Annotated in this window: 21 protein-coding genes; 3 read left to right on the top strand and 18 right to left on the bottom strand. The window is 70.9% G+C overall.

From position 1 onward, the window contains the following. Nucleotides 1-117 precede the first annotated feature (117 nt). On the bottom strand, nt 118-1,488 hold the full coding sequence (locus tag QL985_RS04140) for an NAD-dependent succinate-semialdehyde dehydrogenase (protein WP_059281534.1): 1,371 nt from the start codon (nt 1,486-1,488) through the stop codon (nt 118-120). Between the two features lie 148 nt (nt 1,489-1,636). Here QL985_RS04140 and QL985_RS04135 point away from each other — a divergent pair, with 148 nt between their 5' ends. Then, nucleotides 1,637-2,173 (top strand): hypothetical protein, encoded by a 537-nt coding sequence (locus QL985_RS04135; protein WP_144802583.1) that lies wholly within the window; start codon nt 1,637-1,639, stop codon nt 2,171-2,173. A gap of 6 nt (nt 2,174-2,179) precedes the next feature. On the opposite strand, the gene QL985_RS04130 is transcribed toward QL985_RS04135, so the two are convergent. Next, nucleotides 2,180-3,415 carry a pyridoxal phosphate-dependent aminotransferase gene (locus QL985_RS04130; RefSeq protein ID WP_047979247.1) on the bottom strand — a complete coding sequence of 412 codons (1,236 nt, stop codon included), beginning with the start codon at nt 3,413-3,415 and terminating at the stop codon, nt 2,180-2,182. A gap of 29 nt (nt 3,416-3,444) precedes the next feature. Continuing rightward, nucleotides 3,445-4,389, bottom strand: coding sequence for a DMT family transporter (locus tag QL985_RS04125; protein WP_082698374.1), 945 nt, complete (start codon nt 4,387-4,389; stop codon nt 3,445-3,447). Between QL985_RS04125 and QL985_RS04120 the strand changes: the two genes are divergently transcribed. Continuing rightward, a complete protein-coding gene (locus QL985_RS04120) occupies nt 4,388-5,818 on the top strand; it encodes a PLP-dependent aminotransferase family protein (RefSeq protein ID WP_059281531.1) in 1,431 nt (476 codons plus the stop codon). The genes QL985_RS04125 and QL985_RS04120 overlap by 2 nt on opposite strands. Here QL985_RS04120 and QL985_RS04115 read toward each other — a convergent pair. The 11 genes from QL985_RS04115 to QL985_RS04065 form a co-directional block, all read right to left on the bottom strand. Continuing rightward, nucleotides 5,815-6,747, bottom strand: a complete 933-nt coding sequence (locus tag QL985_RS04115; RefSeq protein ID WP_059281530.1) for an urea transporter — start codon at nt 6,745-6,747, stop codon at nt 5,815-5,817. The genes QL985_RS04120 and QL985_RS04115 overlap by 4 nt on opposite strands. Before the next feature lies 1 nt (nt 6,748). Then, on the bottom strand, nt 6,749-7,876 hold the full coding sequence (locus tag QL985_RS04110) for a nickel transporter (RefSeq protein ID WP_102613811.1): 1,128 nt from the start codon (nt 7,874-7,876) through the stop codon (nt 6,749-6,751). 84 nt (nt 7,877-7,960) lie between these two features. Then, nucleotides 7,961-8,899 (bottom strand): urease accessory protein UreD, encoded by a 939-nt coding sequence (locus tag QL985_RS04105; protein ID WP_223246164.1) that lies wholly within the window; start codon nt 8,897-8,899, stop codon nt 7,961-7,963. A 223-nt stretch (nt 8,900-9,122) separates the two neighbouring features. Continuing rightward, entirely contained in the window at nt 9,123-9,734 is a 612-nt protein-coding gene (ureG, locus tag QL985_RS04100) for an urease accessory protein UreG (RefSeq protein WP_102613810.1), read from the bottom strand. 163 nt (nt 9,735-9,897) lie between these two features. Beyond that, the gene (locus QL985_RS04095) at nt 9,898-10,602 is read right to left on the bottom strand and encodes an urease accessory protein UreF (RefSeq protein WP_102613845.1); all 705 of its coding nucleotides are present in this window, start codon (nt 10,600-10,602) and stop codon (nt 9,898-9,900) included. A 4-nt stretch (nt 10,603-10,606) separates the two neighbouring features. Beyond that, nucleotides 10,607-11,098, bottom strand: coding sequence for an urease accessory protein UreE (gene ureE / locus QL985_RS04090; protein ID WP_102613809.1), 492 nt, complete (start codon nt 11,096-11,098; stop codon nt 10,607-10,609). Nucleotides 11,099-11,225: 127 nt separating this feature from the next. Further along, complete coding sequence (gene ureC / locus QL985_RS04085; protein ID WP_102613808.1) at nt 11,226-12,941, bottom strand: urease subunit alpha; 1,716 nt, start codon at nt 12,939-12,941, stop codon at nt 11,226-11,228. Between the two features lie 69 nt (nt 12,942-13,010). Continuing rightward, the gene (locus QL985_RS04080; RefSeq protein ID WP_102613807.1) at nt 13,011-13,442 is read right to left on the bottom strand and encodes an urease subunit beta; all 432 of its coding nucleotides are present in this window, start codon (nt 13,440-13,442) and stop codon (nt 13,011-13,013) included. An 18-nt stretch (nt 13,443-13,460) separates the two neighbouring features. Beyond that, nucleotides 13,461-13,763 (bottom strand): urease subunit gamma, encoded by a 303-nt coding sequence (locus QL985_RS04075; RefSeq protein WP_102613806.1) that lies wholly within the window; start codon nt 13,761-13,763, stop codon nt 13,461-13,463. 162 nt (nt 13,764-13,925) lie between these two features. Further along, entirely contained in the window at nt 13,926-15,311 is a 1,386-nt protein-coding gene (locus QL985_RS04070; RefSeq protein WP_102613805.1) for a S41 family peptidase, read from the bottom strand. A 189-nt stretch (nt 15,312-15,500) separates the two neighbouring features. Next, a complete protein-coding gene (locus tag QL985_RS04065; RefSeq protein ID WP_223246159.1) occupies nt 15,501-17,018 on the bottom strand; it encodes an MFS transporter in 1,518 nt (505 codons plus the stop codon). A 170-nt stretch (nt 17,019-17,188) separates the two neighbouring features. Here QL985_RS04065 and QL985_RS04060 point away from each other — a divergent pair, with 170 nt between their 5' ends. Beyond that, nucleotides 17,189-17,743: a TetR/AcrR family transcriptional regulator gene (locus QL985_RS04060; RefSeq protein WP_102613803.1), complete on the top strand. Its 555-nt coding sequence runs from the start codon at nt 17,189-17,191 to the stop codon at nt 17,741-17,743. Between the two features lie 84 nt (nt 17,744-17,827). On the opposite strand, the gene QL985_RS04055 is transcribed toward QL985_RS04060, so the two are convergent. From QL985_RS04055 to QL985_RS04040, 4 genes are all read right to left on the bottom strand, one after another. Continuing rightward, nucleotides 17,828-20,047 carry an FtsX-like permease family protein gene (locus QL985_RS04055; RefSeq protein WP_223246158.1) on the bottom strand — a complete coding sequence of 740 codons (2,220 nt, stop codon included), beginning with the start codon at nt 20,045-20,047 and terminating at the stop codon, nt 17,828-17,830. 11 nt (nt 20,048-20,058) lie between these two features. Continuing rightward, complete coding sequence (locus QL985_RS04050) at nt 20,059-20,910, bottom strand: ABC transporter ATP-binding protein (protein WP_223246157.1); 852 nt, start codon at nt 20,908-20,910, stop codon at nt 20,059-20,061. Nucleotides 20,911-21,037: 127 nt separating this feature from the next. Continuing rightward, complete coding sequence (locus tag QL985_RS04045; protein WP_259905694.1) at nt 21,038-21,982, bottom strand: response regulator transcription factor; 945 nt, start codon at nt 21,980-21,982, stop codon at nt 21,038-21,040. Then, complete coding sequence (locus QL985_RS04040; RefSeq protein WP_290147592.1) at nt 21,979-23,181, bottom strand: sensor histidine kinase; 1,203 nt, start codon at nt 23,179-23,181, stop codon at nt 21,979-21,981. The genes QL985_RS04045 and QL985_RS04040 overlap by 4 nt, the downstream gene beginning before the upstream one ends. Between the last annotated feature and the right edge of the window lie 11 nt (nt 23,182-23,192).

The raw sequence follows: 23,192 nt of genomic DNA, 5'->3' as shown, positions 1-23,192 counted from the left end.
GTGGGTGGGTCGCCGGTGCGGCGAGGCCGTGCACGCGCGGACGTGCCGAGCGAGCGGGTGCCCGGGAGCGCCGTCGTGACGGAACCCCCGGGCACCCGTGTGGTGGAGCGTGCGGGGTCAGCCCGCCACGCGCACCAGCTTGGTGTTGGAGAACTCGTCGAAGCCCCAGCGGCCCAGCTCGCGGCCGTAGCCGGAGCGGCGCACGCCGCCGAAGGGCAGGCCCGGCATGGTGGTGCCGTGCTCGTTGACGTAGGTCATGCCCACCTCGAGGCGGCGCGCGACCTCCTCAGCCTTCGCGGCGTCCGCGCTCCACACGGAGCCGGACAGGCCGAAGTCGGAGTCGTTGGCGATCTCCACGGCCTCGTCCACCGAGTCGTAGGAGTAGACCACGGCCACGGGGCCGAAGATCTCCTCCTTGTAGGCGTCCATCTCCCGGGTGACGCCGGTCAGGACGGCCGGAGCCATCCACGCACCGTCCTTGTCCAGGGCCTTGCCGCCGGTGTGCAGGGTGGCACCCTGCTCCACGGCGCGCTCCACCTGGGACACGGCGTCGTCGCGGCCCTCCACGGAGGACAGCGGGCCGATCTTGGTGTCCTCGGCCAGGGGGTCGCCCACCGTCATGCCCTCGACGGTCTCCACGACCTTGGCCACGAACTCGTCGAGCATCCCGGACGGCACCAGGATCCGCTTGGGCGAGTTGCAGGCCTGGCCCGCGTTGCGCATGCGGGTCACGGCGACCGTCTTGGCGGTCTTGGCCACGTCGACGTCGTCCAGCACGATCAGCGGGTCGGAGCCGCCGAGCTCCAGGACGCTCTTCTTGAGGTTCTGGGCGGCGGTGGTGGCCACGGCCTTGCCCGCGCCCTCGCTGCCGGTCAGGGACACACCGCGCACGCGCGGGTCCGCGATGATGTCCGTGATCTGGTCGGTGCTGGCGAACAGGTTGATGTAGGCGTCCTCGGGGATGCCCGCAGCGTGCAGGATCTCCTCGATCAGCTCACCCGTGCGGGCGCAGATGGAGGCATGCTTGAGCAGCACGGTGTTGCCCAGCATCAGGTTGGGGGCCGCGAAACGGGCCACCTGGTACTGCGGGAAGTTCCAGGGCATGACGCCCACCAGAACACCCACGGGCTCGGTGACGACGACGGACGTGGCGCTGTCCCCCACGTTCAGCGTCTCCTCCTCGAGCATGGCGGGGCCGTTGTCCGCGTACCAGCGGTAGATCGCGGAGGACAGGGCCACCTCGCCCTGCGCCTGCTTGAACGGCTTGCCCATCTCGGTGCTGATCACGCGGGCGAGCTCGTCCCCGCGGGTCTCGTACGCGTCCGCGACGGCGCTCAGCGCCTTCGCGCGCTGCTCCACCGGGGTGGCGCGCCAGGACGTGAAGGCGGCGTCCGCGCGCTCGACGGCGCGGGCGATCTCCGCGTCCGTGGCGGAGGTGAACTCCTGCTCGACGACTCCGGTGGCTGGATTCTCTGTGCGGTAGGCCATGAGGTCTCCTTCTGTCTCGGATTCTCTTCTCGGACGATCGAGCATGTCCTCACCCGGGTTAACGAAGGCCCGCGGGGGAAGATTCCCGGCCACGGGGTCTGCCCCCGTGTCCCGCCCCCCGACGCCCATAACCCCTTAGATTGGGCGCATGACCATCCCAGGGACAGCCCACGACGCCGCGGTCGGCCATGACGCCGCGATTCCCGGTCCAGCCGGACTCGTGATGCGCAACCTGCCGGCTTGTGTTCTCGGCCTCCTGGGGATCCCGCTCCTCGCATGGTTCGTGCCCCGCAATGCCGGGCGCGACTGGTGGGCCCTGGGAATCATCGTCGGTGCGCTGCTCGTGATGTACGGAGCTGTTGCTCTGTCCTCCCGGAGCCTGCCCAAGGCGGACCCCGCTGTGGGTTCGACGCAAACGCAGCGTGCGATCTCCTCTGCACGGACCCACGGGTCACTGCCGTCGGATCCTGCCCTCCGGATGATGGCCGGACGGGAGGCCTGTGTCCGGATCCACGCCGTCCTGGTGTTCTCAGCCGTTCTGGCGGGCATCGCGTGCGGCGCGCTCGTGCGACCGGACCTGGACTGGATCTCTCCCATCGGCGGTCTCCTTGTGCTCACCGTCCTCGGATGGGTACGGCTGCCGTCCGCCTGGGGGTACCTCCGGCTGCACGCCAGGCACCGATGAAGGTCATCACGGCAGCTCGTGCTTCCCCGTGCGGGCGGCGTCGAAATACTCTCCCAGGCGGCCAATAGCCTCGGTGAGAACGGGGGCCGGAGGCAGAAAGGTCAGTCGGAAGTGATCGGGGCTCTTCCAGTTGAATCCCCGGCCGTGGGTGACCAGGACGTGCTGACTGCGCAGGATGTCGAGGGCGAGCGCCTCATCGTCGCGAACGGGGTGCACGGCAGCGTCCAGCCGCGGGAAGCAGTACAGCGCACCGCGGGGGCGGACGCACGTGATCCCCGGGATCTCGTTGAGCGCGTCGCTCGCGATCACAGACTGCTCGTACAGGCGCCCGCCCGGGACGGTCAGTCCGGACAGCCCCTCGTCCCCGCACAGTGCCGCCCGGATGGCATGCTGCCCGGGCACGTTGGCGCACATGCGCATGTTCGCCAGCAGGTCCAGCCCCTCCACGAAGTTGGCGGCCCGTTCCCGCGGCCCCGTGACCACCAGCCAGCCCGCGCGGAAACCGCAGCTGCGGTACGCCTTGGACAGCCCCGAGAACGTCAGGCACAGAACGTCCTCCCCCGCCTCGACGGCGGCATGGTGGTGCACCGCCTCGTCGAACGTGATCTGCTCGTAGATCTCGTCCGTGAGCACCATGAGGTCGTGGCATCGGGCGAGTTCCACCAGGCCCCGCACCGTGGCGGGCGAGTAGACCGCGCCGGTGGGGTTGTTGGGATTGATGACCACGAGCGCCCGGGTGGCGGGCGTGATCTTCGCCGCGACGTCCGCGAGGTCCGGCTCCCACCCGTACTCCTCATCGCACCGGTAGTGCACCGGGGTGCCGCCGGCCAGGCGTGTGGCGCCGGTCCACAGCGGGTAGTCGGGCATGGGCACGAGCACCTCGTCCCCCGCGTCCACGAAGGCTTGCAGGGTCATGGAGATCAGTTCGGAGACGCCGTTGCCGATCCACACGTCCTCCGCGGAGAGCGCAGGAAACCCCCTGTCCCCGTAGTGGTCCGCGACGGCTTCCCGGGCGGGCACGATCCCGCGGCTGTCCGAGTAGCCGTCCGACTCCGGCAGCGAACGCGCCATGTCCGCCAGGAGGGTGGGCGGAGCGTGGAGCCCGAACGGTGCGGTGTTGCCGATGTTGAGCTTGATGATCTCGTGACCCTCCGCCTCGAGATGCTGGGCCTCCCGGAGGATCGGACCGCGGACGTCATAGCGGACGGACGCGAGCTTGGTGGACTGGGTGAACTCACGCATGGCGGGTCTCCTTGCAGTGGTGGAAGGGGTCAGGATCGAGCGCGCTGGGTCAGGGCAACGCACGCGAGGACGAGGACGGCGGTCACCGGGACCGCCGCGGAGAAGGTCTCGCCCAGGAGCAGGACCGCCCACACGAGCGTCAGCAGCGGCTGGGCGAGCTGGAGCTGACTGGCGCGTGGCACGCCCATGAGGCCCATGCCCCGGTACCAGACCACGAAGCCCAGGAACTGGGAGACGGCGGCGATGTACAGCAGCCCCGCGACACCGCGCCCCGTGAGGTGGACCGGCTCCGCGGGCAGCGCCACGAGAGTGACCACCAGGTTCACCGGCAGGGCCAGCAGCACACCCCACGCGATGACGTGCCAGCCAGGCATGTGCGCCGAGAGCCGCCCGCCCTCGGCGTAGCCGGCCGCGCACATCAGCAGGGCGCCCAGCAGGAAGATGTCGCCCACCGTGGGCCTGCCGCGGCTCTGCAGCAGGGCGAAGCCCACCACCACCGCGCCGCCCGCGAGCGCCGCACCCCAGAAGAGGCGGGAGGGCCGCGCGCCGGTCCGCAGGACGGAGATCACCGCAGTGGCCATGGGCAGCGCGCCGATCACCACGGCCGAGTGGGACGTGGACGTGGTCTGCAGGGCGAGGGTGGTGAGCAGGGGGAACCCGAGGGCGCAGCCCACGGCGACGACGGCGATCCCGCCCCAGTCCCTGCGGGCCGGGATCGCGGCGCGGGTCCACAGCAGGGCGACCCCGGCGATCACGGCGGCGAGGACCCCGCGCAGCCCGGTGGCCGTCCACGGCCCGAAGCTCTCCAGCGCCCAGACGGTGCCGGGGAAGCTGAAGGAGAAGGCGGTCACGCCGAGGGCGGCGAGGAGGGGTCCGTTGTTCCACGCCCCGCGGACCGTGGGCCCGGTGGCGTGACCCTCCGGGGTCCGGACCGATACTCCGGAACGGGGAGTAGCGCTATTCTTGGTGTCCATGAATAACAGTAGCAGTTCGGCGGAGATCGCGGACGAGCTGGCACGGGAGGTCATCCCCCTGCCCGCGGGGGCCCGCTTGCCCACGCACCGGGCGCTCGTGACGCGCTTCGGGGCGAGCGCCTCCACGGTTTCCCAGGCCCTGGCCCTGCTCACGCAGCGCGGCCTGGTGGTCTCCCGCCCGGGGGCGGGCACGTTCCGCGCCCGGCCCGAGCCGAGCACGAGTTCCGGGGACACGTCCTGGCAGGAGGCGGCACTCGCCCTGAACCCGGGCCTCGCGGAGGGCAACCCCGGTGCGAGGGATTTCACCTCCCCGGGCCTGCTCAACACCGTCTCGACCCCGGGCCCCGGAGTGATCGACCTCAACGGCGGGTACCCGCACCACTCGCTGCTGCCCATGAAGGCCCTGAGCTCCGCGCTGGCCCGCGCCGCCCGGCGCCCCCAGGCGTGGGAGCGCCCGCCCATCGGCGGCCTCCCGGACCTTCGCACCTGGTTCGCGGAGGACATCGGTCCGGGACTGGGGCGCGAGGACGTCCTGATCGTTGGCGCGGGGCAGGCGGCGCTGTCCACGACGATGCGCGCCGTGGCCCAGCCCGGGGACCCGGTGGTCCTGGAGTCGCCCACCTACCCGGGCGCCGTCGCCGCCGCACGCGCCGCCGGGCTGCGACCGGTGGGCCTGCCCGTGGACGCCCACGGCATGCGTCCGGACTACCTCGACGACGCCCTCGCCCGCACCGGCGCCCGCCTGGTCGTGCTCCAGCCGCTCTTCCAGAACCCCACGGGCGTGAGCGTGTCCGAGGAGCGGGCGCGCGAGTTGCTCGCGGTGGCCCGCAGCCACGAGGCGTTCGTGCTGGAGGACGACTACGCCCGCCACATGACGCACACGGACTGCCTCACGCCCGTGAAGCCGCTCGTCCTCCTGGACACCGACGGCGTGGTGATCCACATCCGGTCCCTCACCAAGGTGGCCTCCCCGAACCTGCGGGTGGGTGGACTCGCCGCGCGCGGCCCCGTGCTCGAACGGCTGCGCATGGCGCACATGATCGACACCATGATGGTCCCCGCGCCCCTGCAGCACACGGCCCTCGAGGTTCTGACGTCTCCTGCCTGGCGGCGCGGGCTCGCGGAGCTGCAGGCGTCGCTCACGGAACGACGGCGCGTAGCGGTGCGCGGCGTCGTCGAGACACTGGGTGCCGACGCCCTGCCCGAACACCCCCGCGGCGGCTACCACCTGTGGATCCGCCTGCCCCGGGGCACGGACGAGGCCGGGTTCGTCGCGGGGGCGCTCGCCCACGGAGTGGCGATCGCGCCCGGGGCGAACTTCCACACGGGTCAGCCCGACGCCGCCCGCGTGCGCCTGAGCTACGCGGCCACCCCCACGACCGCAGACCTCACTGCCGGCATCCGCAGACTCCGCACTGCGTTGCCCTAGAGCACGGACGAGGAGGGTTCCTCGTGGCGACCAGCGCGGTGACGGTGCACCGCGGCGACCACCAGCATGAGCAGCCACAGGCTCAGCAGGAACGGCCACGTGTACACCGGCAGGGGAAGCAGGGCGAGCAGCGGCTGCAGGGCCAGGGTCAGTCCCGCTCCCACCACGGCGCCGGTGAACCGGGCCCAGAGCGGCCTGTCGTTCCACACCACGGCACCCAGGGCGATGGCCACCAGCACCGCCGAGTAGCCGAGCAGCCCGGAGGAGACGGGCGCGACGCCGTCGCCGACCAGCAGCGCGCCCGCGAGCGCAACGAGACTGCCGAGCGTCCCGAACAGGCCGGTGCGCACCTCACCCACGAACAGCGCCGCCAGGATCAGCAGACCCGGAACCAGCCCGTCCGCGAGCACGACCTCCGAGAAGTTGTTGAACACCCCCAGCGCGGCACCGGCGGCCCCCTCCCCGGTGCTCGCCGTTCCCGGATGCACCAGGGGCAGGACCAGGTCGAACAGCACCCCTGCCACCAGGCAGAACGGGGCCGTGGCGACCGGCAGCCGTGCCCATCCCAGGGCACGGCCCTCGAAGGCCCGCTGCAGGAGCGCGTGAACAGGAACGCACGCGAGCGCGCCGACCACCGTCATGAGCAGCGCGGGCAGGGGCGCGCCCAGTGCCGCCGCCGCGGCCGCCCCCACGAGCGCACCGTTGTAGCCCATCATCCCGGTGCGCACCGCGTCCGTTCCCAGCAGCGCCCACGCACCCGCGCTCTGGGCGAGCGCACCGACCGCCACGACCAGCGCGACCCACGGATGGACCCACCCCACGGCCACCAGCAGCAGAGCCCCGGCCCAGGGGTTGTCGATGAAGAAGATCTGCGAGACGCCCCGCAGAAGGGTGCCCACCAGCGCGCCCAGGCGGCGTACAGACGCCATCTCAGGCCTCCCCGTCCGATCGCACCGGCCCGCCAGCGTGCCCGGAGCCGCGCCGCAACGGCGGCCCACCCGGCGTCGTCGTCCCCGCGCTGCCGCGCGTCGCGCGCCAGAACCACAGCCACACCAGCGCGAAGACGGCGATCAGCACGAGCCCGGCGTCCCCGAGGTCGATCCCCGCGAGCGCCGAGGTCACCGGGTCGCTGAGGCCCAGGAGGTCGTTGAGGAACCCGCCGAGGGTGATGACCGCGATGAGCAGTGCGGAGACCGCAGATATCACCGTGACGGTGGCATTGAAGCGCATCCGGGTACCTGTCTCCGTGAGGGCGGTGGAGTAGAGCTTCATCATCCCGAGACCGTTGAGGGTGTCGCACAGGGTCATGGCCGCGGTGAACGCCACGGGCAGCCCGATCAGCGCGGCGGCCGGCACGCCCGCCAGGGACGCGGTGACGGTGAGCAGCAGCAGGCCAATGGTCGTGGCGGTGTCGAAGCCCAGGCCGAAGAGGAACCCCAGCACGAAGATGTCCCGCGGGCGGCGCACACGCTGCAAGGGCTTGCGCAGCAGCCGGGACACCAGACCCCAGTTGCCGTCCAGGTCGTGCCGGTGGCCCCGCACCGTGCTCCCACCCCGGGAGGCCGTGCGGAGCAGCCCCACGGAAATGCTTGCGTTGTAGAGCCCGAGCACCAGCAGGTACACCCCGGAGACCCCGGCGCCGATCAGCCCGAGCACGTGGTTCGCGGAGCTGCCCTCCTCGAACGCCCCGCTCACGAACTGCGCGCCCGCGACCACCATGATCCCGGCGAGCGTCACCACCAGGGAGTGGCCCAGGCTGAACGCGAACCCCACGCTCGCCGGATTCATGCCCTCGGACACGAACTTGCGGGTGGAGTTGTCGATCGCGGAGATGTGGTCCCAGTCGTAGCTGTGCTTCATGCCCGCGGCGTACGCGGTGAGCACCACGCCCAGAGCCAGGGGCTCGGACCCGGGAGCCAGCGCCGTAGCCAGCAGCCCGGCGGCGAACAGGTGCAGGGCTGCCACCGCGGAGAGGGTGAGACCCACCCGGACGCGCAGCGGCAGGTGGGCCCGCTCCGCCACGTAGCGGCGGTAGAGCGTGGGATGGGAAGCGGACACGGTTCTCCTCGTGACGGTCGGTTCGGTTCTGTGGACGTCGGGAGCCCAAGGGCCACCCGAGGCCGGGCGGCCGGTGCGGCGCCGTCAGTACTTGCGCAGCCGCAGCGGCGGCTGAGCGCGCCACCGTTTGCGCAGCAGGTTCACCACGGCGCGGTGCAGGGCGGCGATGTCCTCGGTGGAGTGCGCCAGGGACCGCACGCACACGCAGCGCACGCCGTACGGTTCACCCACCCCGGCACGGGTGATGCCCGAGTGGGTGCGGGAGGCGTCCACGAGCTCGGTCAGGCCCTCGTGGACCTCGTCCGTGAGACGCGCGTCAGCAATCACCAGCTGGCCCGTGTGGCTGAAGCCCTCCATGAACCCCACACCGGTCATGTCACCGTGGGCACCGGGTCGGATCCGCAGCTGGTCCACCACGAGCCGCCGGGTGCGTGCCCCGGAGCTTGGCGCACCGAGCGCCTCGAACAACGCCGCAGGATGTGTTCCGTACCGTGCCTCGCCGCGCTCTGCGGGCCGGTCCTGTCCGGTCGGCGTGGACGGGACCGGCGGGGTCACACGCACCTCGGTCCGCATCCGCAGCTCGTCGTAGGCGAAGGACGCCCCGGACGGGGACCACCCTGGAGTCACGATCTCCGCGAGCAGCAGGGACGCCGTGGGATCCATGTCCACGCGTGTCCGCTGGATGTAGGACCCGCCGCGGTAGACGATCAGCTGGTCCGGCACGTACTCCAGGCAGCTGCCCGGACCGAGCCGCACGGTCATCTCCTGGGACGCCGGGCCCTGCGGTGTGCGGTACACCTTGGTCGCGGACTGCGTGGTCAGTGCGAGGGATGCGTCCCGGCCCACGGCCACGTCCAGCAGGTAGGCGTCCGCGCCGAAGTACGCGCCCCCAGGGTTGATCACCGTGTATGTGACCTGCCCGGAGCGGTCCAGGTAGTGCGGACGCAGCACCCGCAGCGCGCCCTCGTGGTACTGCCGGGCGGCATACGAGCGTCCGTCCCGCGCGGCCACGCTCAGCCGCAGCTGCCCCGCCCAGTCCGACGCGGGCGACGTCGCTGCGGCACCGTTCCGCGCGTCCCCGGGCCCGGGCACGGTGCCACGCACGGGGTCCGGGTTCCCCGCAGAAGCGGCCCCGGAACTCTCCCGGTCCACGGAGGTGGGCACCGTCGTGGAGCCCAGCGCGGCGGCGTCGCACCCGGCCTCGAAAACCCCGGCGGACGGCGTCGTGGTGCCGGTGGCGGGCGTCTCAAGCAAGGTCGAGCATGAGGACATCGTTGCGGATCCACTCCTGGACGCGCTCGAGCCCCTCGTCCGTCTTGAGGTTGGTGAACGCGAAGGGCTTGTCCTTGCGGAACACCTTGGAGTCCTCCTCCATCACGCCCAGGTCCGCGCCCACGTGGGGGGCCAGGTCCGTCTTGTTGATGATGAACAGGTCCGACTTGATCATGCCCTGCCCGGCCTTGCGGGGGATCTTCTCGCCCTGAGCCACGTCGATCACGTAGATCGAGAAGTCCACCAGCTCGGGGCTGAACGTTGCGGAGAGGTTGTCCCCGCCGGACTCCACGAAGATCACCTGCAGGTCAGGGAAGCGCTTCTTCAGCTGCTCGATCGCGGCCTCGTTCATGGAGGTGTCCTCGCGGATGGCGGTGTGTGGGCAGCCACCGGTCTCCAGGCCGATGATCCGCTCCTCCGGCAGTACCGAGTTGCGCGCGAGGATCTTGGCGTCCTCGATGGTGTAGATGTCGTTGGTGATCGCGGCCATGGAGATCTCCTGGCTCATGGCCCGCGTGATGCGCTCCACGAGCTGCGTCTTGCCCGCTCCCACGGGGCCTCCCACACCGATGATGACGGGGTCCATGCTGTCCTCCTGCTGCTCGTTCGTCCTTGTTGCTCGTGCTTGCCGGTCGTGCTGCCTGCTGGTGCCGGTCATGGCTGCCGAGCCGGTTGCCGTCGCGATTCCGGGGCCGCGGCCCACAACCGGTCGTCCGGGCTCGCCGGCACGGGCCCCGCGGCGCGCGTGCTCAGCTCATGAAGAGCCGCGCCCGCTGACGTTCGTGGTTCATCTGCGCGATCTCCAGACCGGGGGCCACCGCGCCCAGCACCTCCTCCGCGATCCCCTCCTCGCTCAGCCGGCGGGAGGTCACGACGGCGCGGCCCACCCACTCCTGCGCCGCGCGGATCACCGCCTGGCCCGTGTTCTGGCCCAGCGGAATGCCGCGCACCGCGTTCTGCGTCAGGGAGATCACCGTGGCGTACACGTGGGAGGCCACCGCGGTGTCCTCGGGGACGTCCAGGCCCCGGGCGAGCATGCCCCACACCGTGGCCTGGTGGCCGTGCATGCGCTCCTCGGCCACGCCCTGCTGGTAGCGCCGCACCCACTCGCCGGGATAGCTGCGGGCCCCGATGCTCAGCAGCCGCTTGCCCATGGTCATCCCGCCCTCGCGGATCTGGCGGGGCAGGGCCTGCGCGGTGACGAGGTCGTCGAGGTCCTCGATCCGCTCGAAGTCGGTGGCGGCGTACACCAGCCGGATAGCCAGGGCGTCCGTGTACGTGAGCTGCTGGTCCACGAACATCTCCAGCCACGCGGAGAAGCTCTCCTGGTCCTCCAGCTGCTCGGCGTGCATGTATGTCTCGAAGCCCAGGGAGTGGCTGAAGGCGCCGGTGGGGAGGGCGGAGTCCGTGAGCTGCATCAGCCCCAGGATGCCGCTCAGGCTCGGGTCCGTCACCGGGTCAGTGCGTGTGCTCGGCATGGCGGAACGGCACGGGCATGACCCGTTCCTGACGCGAATACGGCACCTGGTGGTGGTCCAGGAAGTCCTGCACGGTGTGGTCGTACTGCACCACCATCACCTCGGCCCCGTACTCGCTGTCCTCGTCGAAGAACTGCGCCTGCAGGTGCCGGTTGCCCAGGCTGTGCGCCACGAACGCCATCTCCACGATGGAGCGGGCCCCGATCACCAGCACGTCCGTGGGGAGCACCTGCACCACCACGGCGTTGCCGTCCTCGGGGTCGCCCTCCATGGACAGCACGTCCCCGTCCCTCAGGTCCGGCGCTCCGGCCGGCAGCCGCAGCCCCAGCTCGGTGCCGTGGTCCGTGGTGAGGCGCTGGATGCGCTTGACCAGCTCCGCACTGGGCAGCACCACCTTCTCCACATGGCGCCCGGCCACGAGCTCCCGGCCGGGGGCCATGTGGATGTTGCCCAGGATCTCGGTGACGATCATGGGGCTCCTTCCTTCCGCTGTCGTGCTGTTCGACGTGGTTCCGTCCGGTCGGTCCCCTTGGGGGCCTTCGGGCACGTGCGGCGTGGAACCGCCACGAACGAACCCACCGCGCGGGGCGGCGTCGTGGTCAGAACATGAAGTAGCGCTGCGCCATGGGCAGCTCGGTGCGGGGCTCGCAGCTGACGGGGGTGCCGTCCACGCGCACCTCGTACGTCTCCGGGTCCACGCGCAGCTGCGGGGTCTCGCCGTTGAACTTCATGTCCGCCTTGGTCAGGGAGCGGATGTCACGGCACTCACGCACCACCTTCTCCAGCCCGAGCGAGCGGGGCACCCCGGCCCGGATGGAGGCCTGAGACATGAAGGTGATGGACGAGCGGGCGGCCGCCTTGCCGTAGGCACCGAACGCCTTGCGGTACCAGCGGGGCTGCGGCGTGGGGATGGACGCGTTCGGATCGCCCATCACGCCGTGGACCATCTGGCCGCCCTTGATGATCAGGTCCGGCTTCACACCGAAGAACTTGGGCTCCCACAGCACGAGGTCCGCGAACTTGCCCTCCTCCACGGAACCCACCGCGTGGGAGACGCCGTGGGCGATCGCGGGGTTGATCGTGTACTTGGAGATGAAGCGCTTGATGCGGTGGTTGTCGCCGCCCGTGCCCTCGTCCTCGGGCAGGGCGCCGCGCTGGCGCTTCATGGAGTCCGCCACCTGCCACGTGCGCAGCACCACCTCGCCCACGCGGCCCATGGCCTGCGAGTCCGAGGAGGTCATGGAGAAGATGCCCATGTCCTGCAGGACGTCCTCCGCGGCAATCGTCTCCTTGCGGATGCGCGAGTCCGCGAACGCCACGTCCTCCGGGATGTCCGGATTGAGGTGGTGGCACACCATGAGCATGTCCAGATGCTCCTCGATGGTGTTGCGCGTGTACGGCAGCGTGGGGTTGGTGGACGCCGGGAGAATGTTGGAGTCCTGCGCCAGCTCGATGATGTCCGGGGCGTGCCCGCCACCGGCGCCCTCGGTGTGGAACGTGTGGATCACGCGCCCGGCGATCGCCGCGCGGGTGTCCTCCACGAACCCCGCCTCGTTCAGGGTGTCCGTGTGGATGGCCACCTGGACGTCGTACTCGTCCGCCACCTGCAGGGACGTGTTGATGGACGAGGGCGTGGCGCCCCAGTCCTCGTGGATCTTCAGCCCGATCGCGCCCGCCCGGATCTGTTCCGCCATGGGGGAGATGGACGAGCCGTGGCCCTTGCCCAGCAGCCCGAAGTTCATGGGGAACTCCTCGAAGGAGCGCAGCATGTTGTGGATGTTCCACTCGCCGGGGGTGATGGTGGTGGCCTTCGAGGACTCGCTGGGCCCCGTGCCGCCGCCGATCATGGTGGTGATGCCGGAGACCAGTGCGGTCTCGATCTGGTCCGGGCTGATGAAGTGGATGTGGGAGTCGATCCCACCCGCGGTGAGGATCTTGCCCTCCCCGGCGATCACGTCCGTGGCCACGCCGATCACGATGTCCACGCCGTTCATGATGTGGGGGTTGCCGGCTTTGCCGATCTGCTGGATGTGACCGTCGCGCACGGCCACGTCCGCCTTGTAGATCCCCGTCCAGTCGATGACCACCACGTTCGTGATCACCAGGTCCGGGATCCCCACGTCCCGCACGAGCTGGCCGTTCTGACCCATGCCGTCGCGGACCACCTTGCCGCCACCGAACACGGCCTCCTCACCGGTGGTCGTGAGGTCCTTCTCGATGCGTGCGAAGAGTTCGGTGTCCGCCAGGCGCACGGCGTCCCCGGTGGTGGGCCCGTACAGGCTCGCGTACTGGTCCCTGCTCATCTCAAAGCTCATGGTTGACCTTCTTGTCTGGCGTGTTCAGCGTGGTGGTCGACGTTGTGCCGTTCTGCGGGCCGGGCGGGCTCAGCGGGTCTCGTTGGAGAAGCCCTCGCGCTCGCGCAGCGGCTTCGGGGCGTCTCCCGCGGCGGAGCGGTGACGCGCTGGGGTGACGGTCACGGCGTCGTCGTCCAGGGAGGCCGGCTCGTGGGCGTCCAGGGGTCCGTCCATGAGGTCCCGGAAGCCGTGGACGACGCGGTCCCCGCCCAGGGGGATCAGGCGCACCGTGGTGGAGTCCCCCGGTTCCAGGCGCACCGCGGTGCCGGCGGGGATGTTCAGGCGGTGTCCCACGGCCTTGTCCCGGTCGAACTGCAGAGCGCGATTGGCCTCCGCGAAGTGGAAGTGGGAGCCCACCTGCACGGGGCGGTCCCCTCGGTTGAGAACCTCCAGGGCGATGGCCTCGCGGCCCTCGTTGCAGACGACGGGTGTGTCAGCCAGCACGTACTCTCCGGGTGTCATGGGTGCTCCTCGCGTAGGTCAGCGGATGGGGTCGTGGACGGTGACGAGCTTGGTGCCGTCCGGGAACGTGGCTTCCACCTGGACGTCCGGGATCATCTCCGGGATGCCCTCCATGACGTCCTCCCGGGTGAGGATCGTGCTCCCCCAGCTCATCAGGTCCGCCACGGTGCGCCCGTCGCGCGCGCCCTCCAGGAGCTCGTAGGTGATGATCGCGATGGCCTCGGGGTAGTTGAGCTTGAGCCCCCGCGCCTGGCGCCTGCGCGCGAGGTCGGCGGCGACCACCACCAGTAGCTTCTCCTGTTCCTTGGGCTGCAGGTGCATGCCTCGTCCCTCCGCTTGCTCGGCTGGTTCCGTCGCTGGGGAGAGGCGGCTACCCCTCGGTACGCGAACTTGGTTAGCGTACCTCCACAACCGGGGTGACCTGCGGTGTCATGGACAGCCCGTGCCCAGGCATTCAGAAACTTTCCAGGGGTGTGCCGCGCGCTACACGCGAGTGGGGCGGCGGTCGGGCTGGATGCCGTGGAACTCCACCGGGTGCCCGGACCGGTCGTAGGTGATGGCCGTGCTGATGCGCAGACTGCAGTCAGGGCCCAGGGGGATCGTGCGTGGCCGGCCACTTCCACCGCCGGTGCGTTCACCCACCACCGTCACGTGGTCGAGCCCCTTCAGCCCCACCAGGAAGTCCTCCGCGGCGCTGTACGTGGAGGCATCCACCACCACCGTCAGCGTGCCGGGCCACCGCCCACGGACGGAGGGCTCGGCCCAGCGGGGCCGCGGTCCCGACAACCCGCCGCGGCCATCCGTAAAGGCAGCGCTGCCCAGCAGAGTTCTGGTGCGCAGGAAGCGATCCCGCAAACGACCCGCCAGCATGATGTCTCCCCCGACGTTCCCGCGCAGATCGAGGACCATGTGGTCCGTGACCGTGGCTGACGCGGCGACGTCGTCGATCACGGATTCGATGCCCGCAACTGGGTCGAACGCCCGCAGCACAATCTGCACATCACCCGCCGAGTTCCGCCGAACCGTCACGAGGTCTTCCGCAGCAGGGGGAGCCGCCGACTCAATCCACCTCGTCGAGCGCGTGCCACGCGGGTCCTCCGCCACGAACGTGCGCTGTTTGCCCGCGACGGCCATGGCGGAGCGGGCAGCCATCCTCCGGTGCTGCTGAGGAGAGGCGCCCACCGTGGAGAGCCAGTGGTCGGGGTCCGCGATGCGCACGACCCACCCCGGCCTGACACCAACCGCGTACGCGGATGACCCTTCGGGAACGCAGATCAGTATTGCTCCGACATCGTGGAGCTCGGCCGTGTAGGGCGGGTGGAACCTCGTGGCACCGTGGTCCATGACCGCAGTGTGCGCATCCCCGAGCTGGGCCACCCATCGTGTGGCCCAGGGGAGGAAATCGGCCCAGTCCCCAGGACGGTCGTCCAGGGCCCCGGCGCAGAAGGCGGCCCGGTCCAGTCCCCGCAGATCGAAGGAGGGATAGCTGTTCAGGCATTCGCTCCGAATGCGTTCCACGGCCTGATCGACGGTCTGCGCGGTGGAAGCGTAGACACATGCACCCGACGTGTGGGCCAGTGTCTGGAGCAAGCTGAACGTCGCCATGAGTCCATCCGGATCTCTAGCACGACTGCGCAGGGTGGCGCCGTCCGGGTCCCAGGCCAGTGAAGGGGCTTCTCCCCGGCTCGTTCGTTCGGCCACCCACCGGGTGCAGGCGATGGGCGGCTCAGTGAACACCACGGGTGCTCCCAGGACAGCCTCGAATTCGTGACGCTCCTGAACGAGCAGTGAACGCGTGTCAGGGTCCAGCCAGTCGTGCGCGAAGTCCAGGTAAACCGGGGCGTCCACCGCCAAACCATTCAGGGTCATGTACTCATGATGACCTCCTTCGCGCCGTCACCGTCTCTCCGCCTCACGTCATGGCGCGCGGATTGCGGGGGTCACCCGCACGCCTGAGGCGCACTTCTGACGCTCCCGCAGCACGAAATCCGGTCAGAAGTGCACCTCAGACGGGAGACGGGGCGCGGAGTGGCGTGGCGGCGTCGTAGGCCCGGGGCATCAGCCCTGCACGCGGCGCACCCGACGGTCCGCGCGCAGCACGCGGGCCAGGACCAGTGCCACCACGGCCATCAGCACGCCGCCGATCAGCGCGGTCCACTGCATCCCGGAGGAGAAGGCGGCCACGGCGGCGTCGGCGATCACGGAGCCCGCAGGGGAGTCCGCCGCGACGTCCAGCGCCCCGCCGAGGGTCTCGTGCGCGATCTGGGCGCTGTCCGCGCTCACAGCGGCGGGCAGCTCCAGGTGCGCCTGGTAGAACGCGGTGGTCAGCCCGCCCAGCACGGCGGTGCCGAGCACGGCGCCCACCTCGTAGCCCGTCTCGGACACGGCCGACGCCGCACCGGCCTTGGCCTCGGGCACGGAGGAGACCACGAGGTCCGTGGACAGCGTGGTGGCCAGGCCCGTGCCCGCGCTCATCACGGTGAACGCCACCAGGATGGGCGCGGCGGAGCTCGTCTGGTCCGTGAACGCCACAATGAAGAACCCGGCGGCCACGAGCAGCAGACCCAGCACCACGGCGGTGCGGATGCCCACCAGGCGCGCGATCCGCTCGGCGCCCAGGCCCGCCAGGATGGAGAGCACCAGGCCGGGGACCATGAGCAGCCCGGAGGTCATGGGGTCCGTGCCGTTGACCAGCTGGAGGTACTGGGTGAAGAAGAACAGGAAGCCGAACAGCGCCACATTGGACATCATGTTCACGGACAGGCCGCCGGAGAAGCGCGGGCTGCGGAAGAAGCGCAGGTCCAGCATCGGGTAGTCCTTGGCCACCTGCTGGCGGGCGAAGAGCAGCCCGCACAGCGCGCCCACGGCCATGAACAGCACACCGTGGAGCACCGAGCCGCCGGTGGCGAGAGACTTGATGCCGTAGACCACCGGGGCCATGGTGAGCACGGCCAGCACGATGGACAGCGGATCCACGGGCCCGGGGTGGGGGTCCTTGGACTCGGGCAGGATCAGAGGCGCAGCCACCAGGAACGCGAGCAGCACCGGAACGGCCAGCAGGAACACGGAACCCCACCAGAAGTGGTTGAGCAGGAACCCGCCGGCGATGGGCCCGAGGGCGGCACCGGCGCTGAACCCGGCGGTCCAGATGGCGATGGCCAGGCTGCGCTGGCGGTCGTCGCGGAACACGGTGCGCAGCAGGGACAGCGTGGTGGGCAGCAGCATGGAGCCGAACACGGCGATCCCCACGCGCGCTGCCAGCAGCCACTCGGCGGAGGGGGCGAACGCGGCGAACAGGGACACCAGACCGAAGCCCGTGGACCCGATCATGAGCATCTTCCGCCGACCCATCCTGTCTCCCAGGCTGCCCATGGGGATCAGCAGCGCCGCGAGGATCAGGGGGTAGACGTCAACGATCCACAGCAGCTGGGACGCCGTGGGGTGCAGCCCCTGGGAGATGGCGGGCAGGGCGAAGCTCAGGGCCGTGTTGTTCACGGACACCAGGAGCACGGGGAGCATCAGAACCACCAGGGAGGCCCACTGCCGGGGCCCTGCCTTGCGCTGTTCTTCGACCATCGTGGACACCTCGGGAACCTCCTCGGACTCGGATTGCGGGGACGGGAGCCGTACACCCTGGTACCGCGCTCCGTTCTCGGAGCACTCGCCAGTCTTTACCGTCCAGACGGTACAGTTAACCTTGTCAGGTCCGCAATGATTCCCGTCACCACGTGAGGTCCCGCACGTCCATGCCACGCAAACCGGAAGCCCGAGACAAGCTGCTCGCCGCCTTCGAGCACCTGGTGCTCACGGAGGGCGAGCGCGCCGCCACCCTGGACGCCGTTGCCGCCCACGCCGGAGTGTCCAAGGGCGGGCTGCTCTACCACTTCCCCCACCGCCAGGCGCTCGTGGAGGCGGCCATGGCCCGTTGCGAGGAGCTCGCCCGGGAGGACCTCGAGCGGCTCACCGCGTCCTCAGAGGGCGCCGCCCGCGAGTTCCTCACCACCTCGCTCTACGAGGACAGCCCCCTGGACCGCAGCCTGGGCGTTGCCTTCCGGCTGGTGCAGGCCAGAGAGCCCGGCGCGCGAGAGACCTGCGCGCACGTGGGTGCCGAGTGGTACCGCGTGATCTTCGCGGACGTGCAGGACCCGGTGGTGGCCACGGCGGTGCTCGCCATGGGCGACGGACTGTACCAGCAGGCGGTCATGGGCCTGCTTCCCGACGACGCCGCGGAGCGCCACGCGATCCTCGACCGTCTCCTGGCCGCCCTGGACCGGCTCACGGGGGCGGACGCGCCGGGCTGATCGACTCCCGGCCTGCCCGAACAGGGAAAGGGGCGTGGCCGCCCGTACGCGACCACGCCCCTGGTTCATGGGGTCACCCGGGGGTCAGTCCGCCCGGGCCATGCCCTCCACCGGGCTGAGCTTGGTGGCCCGCCGCACCGGCAGGGCCGAGGCGAGGACGGCCACCACCACGGCCCCGACCAGGATCAGACCGAAGCCCGCCCACGGCACCACGGGGTAAACGGCGATGCCCTCCGGGATCACGGACATCACCCCCAGCACTCCGAAGGCCCATCCGACCACCAGGCCCACCAGGGTGGCCACCAGGGAGATCACCAGCGCCTCCCGGCGGATCAGGGCGCCCAGCTGCCGCTTGGACAGCCCCAGGGCCCGCAGCAGCGAGTTCTCCCGAGAGCGTTCCAGCACGGACAGGGACGTGGTGGACGCGATGCCCAGCACGGACACCACCACGGCCGCCGCGAGCAGCCCCAGCACCACGGACAGCATGATGTCCAGGACGCTCACGTAGCTGGCCTTCTCCAGCAGCGACCCTCCCAGCTGGGTCATGTCCACGTGCAGGATGTCCGCCACGGACCGCTGCAGGTCGGTGGCCTTCGCGGAATCGAGGTACTGTGCGGCGTCCACGGTGGCGCTTGCACCCGACGGCAGGTCACCGTCCGTCTGCACGTCCAGCACGTTCGGCAGGGCCTCGATGTCCTGGACCTGCTGGGCGCTCGGGGCGCCGACCTCCGCGGGCACGGAGATGTCCACGGGGTTCTGCCGGTCCAGCTCGTCCAGCATGTTCACGCGGGCCACGTGCTGACCCGTGAGCACAGTGGACACCAGCAGCACCCCGATCAGCAGCGCCGTGGCCGTGGTGCTGGTCCGGGCGGGGTAGCGGGCGGCGTTGGCGGCCGCGAGCCGCGAGGGGATCCCCCCGGGCAGCAGCTTCCCGGCCCCTCGCACCACGGCGGGGATGTAGGCGCGGGACGTCAGCACCACACCCAGGAAGGACGCCAGCCCGCCCAGCACACCCATGCCAGCGCTGTGCTGCACAGCCCCGAACACCAGGGTCGCGGCGCCGACCAGGAGGATCAGGGCGCCCAGAACGGTGCGGACCAGGGGCAGCCCGTCTGCGGCCCGGGAACCGCGCAGCCCGTCCAGGGCGGAGGCACCGCGTGCACGGCGTGCGGGGCCGAGGGAGGCCAGCACCGTGAGCAGCACACCCGTGAGCAGACCCACCGCCACGTCACGAGGAGCCACCGTGAGGGTCAGGGACCCCAGGGACGTGGTGCTGCGCAGCAGCGCCACCAGACCCACCACGGCGCCCACACCGATCGCGGACGCCACCGCGCCGATCACCAGGCCCTCGAGCAGCACCGCGCGGCGCAGCTGCGACCCGGTGGCACCCACGCACCGCAGCAGCGCGAGTTCACGGGCGCGCTGTGCGGTGAGCACGGAGAGGGTGTTGGTCACCACGAGCAGCGCCACCAGCACGGACAGGCCTGCGAAGGACGCCAGGAAGACAGCCATCACGTCCGTTCCCTGGGACATGTCCTTGAGCAGGTCCTGCGAGATCTGCTCCGGCGTCTGCACGGACAGCGCCGACACCCCCTGCCGGCCCGTGCCCAGAATCCGGTTGACCTCGGAGTTCAGGGAGTCCAGCTCGGACTGGCTCGGGGAGCCGTCCGTGCGCAGCAGGATGGCCGAGTTCCCGCTCACACCGGCGCTCGCGGTGCCCAGCATCCGTTCGAGACCGGCGGAGGAGGTGTACCAGTCGGGGACGCCGGAGGAGGCGGTGGTCTCGGTGAGGCCGCTCAGCGTGTACTCCACGGAGGGCCCGCCCTTCTCACCGGGCTCCTCGAACCGCACGGTGTCTCCCACGCGCAGACCGAGGTCGGTCGCCGCCTTCTCGGTGGTCACCACCTGCTGAGCGGTCTCCGGGAAGGAGCCCTCGGTGAGTGGGGCGGGCAGCAGGGAGGTGTCGGAGGGGACGTCGCTCAGGAAGGTCACACCCAGCCCGGAGTCGGACGTGTCGTTGGTGGCGTGGGCCAGCTTGGTGTGCGGGGTCCACGCGGTCTGCACCTGCGGCAGCTCCTCGAGCTTGCGGATCTGCTGCGCGTCCGCGACGGCCGGTGCCTCGCCCTCGTCGGAACTGGTGACCACGGCGTCCGCGTTCTTGTAGGGCGCCGCGAGGTCCGAGGCGAGGCTCGCGGAGAGCGTGCTGGCCAGGCCGAGCGCCGCGGTCATGAACGCCGCGCACACGGCCACGCACACCACCACGAGCGCATAGCGGCTCCACTGCCGGGTCAGTCGTGAATACACCACTCGCAGCATCAGCGCACACCGCCCCGGGCGTCGTCGGAGACGATGCGGCCGTCACGCACGTGCACCACGCGGTCCGCGGCCTCGGCCACCGTGGGGTCGTGGGTGACCACGACGACGGTCTGGCCCAGTTCGTCCACGCAGCGGCGCAGCAGGGCGAGCACCTCCTGGGACGTGGCCGAGTCGAGCGCGCCCGTGGGCTCGTCCGCGATCACGACGTCCGGCTGGGAGAGCAGGGCGCGTGCGATCGCGACGCGCTGCTGCTGCCCGCCGGACATCTCGTCCGGGCGGTGGTCCAGGCGCTTGGTGATCTGCAGCGTGGTGGCCAGGGCGTCGAGGCGGGCGGTGTCCACCTTCTTGCCCGCCAGCGACAGCGGCAGCTCGATGTTCTGGCGGGCGGTGAGAGTGGGTACCAGGTTGAATGCCTGGAACACGAAGCCCACGTGGTCGCGGCGGAAGCGGGTCAGCTGGTCGTCGGAGAGCCCGGCGATGTCCTGGCCTCCCACCACGATCCGCGTCTCGGGATTGCGGTCCGGGACGTCCAGGCCCGCGAGACAGTGCACCAGGGTGGACTTGCCCGAACCGGAGGGGCCCATGACCGCCACGAACGTCCCCTCGGGGATCTCGAGGCTCACGTCCTGCAGGGCGTGGACGGCCGTGGCCCCTGCACCGTACGTGCGGGAGACGTGGGCCGCGCTCACGGCCAGGCGCCGAGAGGTGGCAGGGCGTGCGGGTGACGAGTGGGGATGGGCACTCGTGCCGTGGTGGCCGGTCGTGGCACCGGGGGCTGCGGCCTCCGGCGTGGCGGCATCGGCCCAGGGTGCGGTGCCGGTGGGGATGTGGGAGCGGTCTGGTGAAGTCATGCCTCCATTCTTCTGGGGCACGGGGCGGCGCACATCGGACGTGGGTACGAGCTTTGTCCCGTTGCGCACCCCTCCGGAGGTGGTGTGCGTCTCACCCGGGCCCGGGGCTCATACCGGGGGATGAGGCTCAGCCGGGCAGCACCACACCGGTCTCGTACGCGATCACCACGGCCTGCACCCGGTCCCGGGCGTCCAGCTTGGACAGGATGTGGGACACGTGCGTCTTGACCGTGGGTTCGGAGAGGAACAGCCGCTGCATGATCTCCCCGTTGGAGCACCCCTCGCCGATCAGCTCGAAGACCTCGCGCTCGCGGGCCGTGAGCGTGCCGAGCCGGGGGTCCTGCCACGGGTCCCGCGCCGGGGTCCCTCCGGCGCTGCCGCCCGCGCGGGCCTGCGGGGTGCCGGGCCCACCACCGAGGGTCGCACCGCCGAAGGGCGCACCACCGAGGGGCCCGCCGCCGGCGGAGGCACCACCGAGGGGAGCGCCGGGGTCGGCACCCGGTGCGGGAGCCGCGCCGAGCCACCCGGGCTCCTCCGCCGGCGTCGTGTCCGCGGATCCCGCGCGGGAGGCCTGACCCGCCCCGCCCGGAGCCGCTCGATCTTCGGGGTGGAAACCCCCGGACACCAGGTGGGACAGCAGCCGCCGCGTGGTGGAGGGCGCGATCACGGCGTCCCCGCGGGCCACGGTGCGGATCGCGTCCAGCAGCTCCTCGGGCCGGGCGTCCTTGAGCAGGAACCCGCTGGCGCCGGCCTGGATGCCCTCCAGGGCGTACTCGTCCAGGTCGAACGTGGTGAGCACGATGATCCTGGCCTCCGGGCGCAGCCGCAGGATCTCGCGGGTCGCCGCGATCCCGTCCATGCGGGGCATGCGCACGTCCATGAGGATCACGTCCGGACCGACCGACGCCGCCGCGCGCACGGCTTCGACGGCCGCCGCGCCGTCGTCCACGTCCCCCACCACGGTGAGGTCCGGCTGCGAGTCCACGAGCATGCGGAAGCCGCCGCGCACGAGCGGCTGGTCGTCCACGATGAGCACGCGGACGGGGGTGGTCCCCGGGGCTGATTCGGTCATGTGTCCTCCCCTGGCAGGGTAGCGCGGAGCACGAACACGTCCGGGCGCTCGGGGTGCGGCCCCGCGCTCAGCGACCCGCCGTAGAGCCCCACGCGCTCGCGCAGCCCCTGCAGCCCGTAGCCCCCGCCCGGCGCCCGCGAGTCCGCCCCGGCGCCGTCGTTGCTGATCTCCACGGTGGAGCCGCTGGCGCCGTGCGCCACCACAATCCGTACCGAGGTGGCCGCGGAGGCGTGCTTGAGGGCGTTCGTGAGCGCCTCCTGGACCACGCGGTACAGGGTCAGCTGCGCGCCCTGGGACAGCCGCGCCTCACCGCTCACCACGTACTCCACGGGGAGTCCGGCCGCGCGCACGGATGCCACCAGGTGCTCGATCTGCTCGAGCTGCGGCACGGGTGCAGTACCCGTCTCGTCCTCGGTGCGCAGCACGCCCAGCAGCTTGCGCATCTCCGCGAGGGAGCCGCGCGCGGTCTCCGCGATGGTCCCCAGGGTCTGCACCGCCACCTCGGGGTTCGACGCCGCCGCGTAGCGCGCCCCGTCCGCCTGCGCGATCACCACGGACAGCGAGTGCGCCACCACGTCGTGCATCTCCCGCGCGATCCGCGCCCGCTCGTCCTGCGCGGCCAGGCGCACCTCCTGCTCACGCTCCACCTCGAGCCGCCGCGCCCGGTCCTCCAGCTGCTCCCGACGACCACGACGCCCGCGCGCCAGATCCCCCGCCAGGAACGCGACCGTGACGATCGCCGCGGTGACCACCGTGAACATGGTGCCCGCGAGCACCCACTCCAGCGTGGAGTAGTGCTCGAACATGAACAGGAACCAGTGGTTGCTGCGCACCCCCAGGACCACGCTGCCCAGCAGCGCCGCCGCGTACACGCGCCGCCCGGCGGCGGTGGGTGAGAGCTTCACCGCGGTGTAGACCACGCACGGCACGGCCCACAGGCACAGCCCGATGGTCGCCACGTTGAGCACCAGCAGGCTCAGCAGGCTCAGCGCGCCCACGCAGTAGGCCGTGGCCACGGGATTCACACGCCGGAAGAACAGCGGGATCCAGCACGCGAGCGTGCACCACCAGGTGCGGGTGTCCCCCAGGGAGAACGCGGAGAAGAACGCCGTGACCAGCCCGCCCAGCACCACGAGCACGGCGTTGCTCCAGTGGGGGTGGTCCTCCACCCAGCGGGCGAGTCTGATGTGTGCAGCCATGACGTTCGGAA

The organism is Kocuria sp. APC 4018 (assembly GCF_030407675.1).
Classification (GTDB): domain Bacteria; phylum Actinomycetota; class Actinomycetes; order Actinomycetales; family Micrococcaceae; genus Kocuria; species Kocuria rhizophila.
Note: the sequence above shows the minus strand (reverse complement) of the source record. Positions and strands in the feature narration are given on the sequence as shown.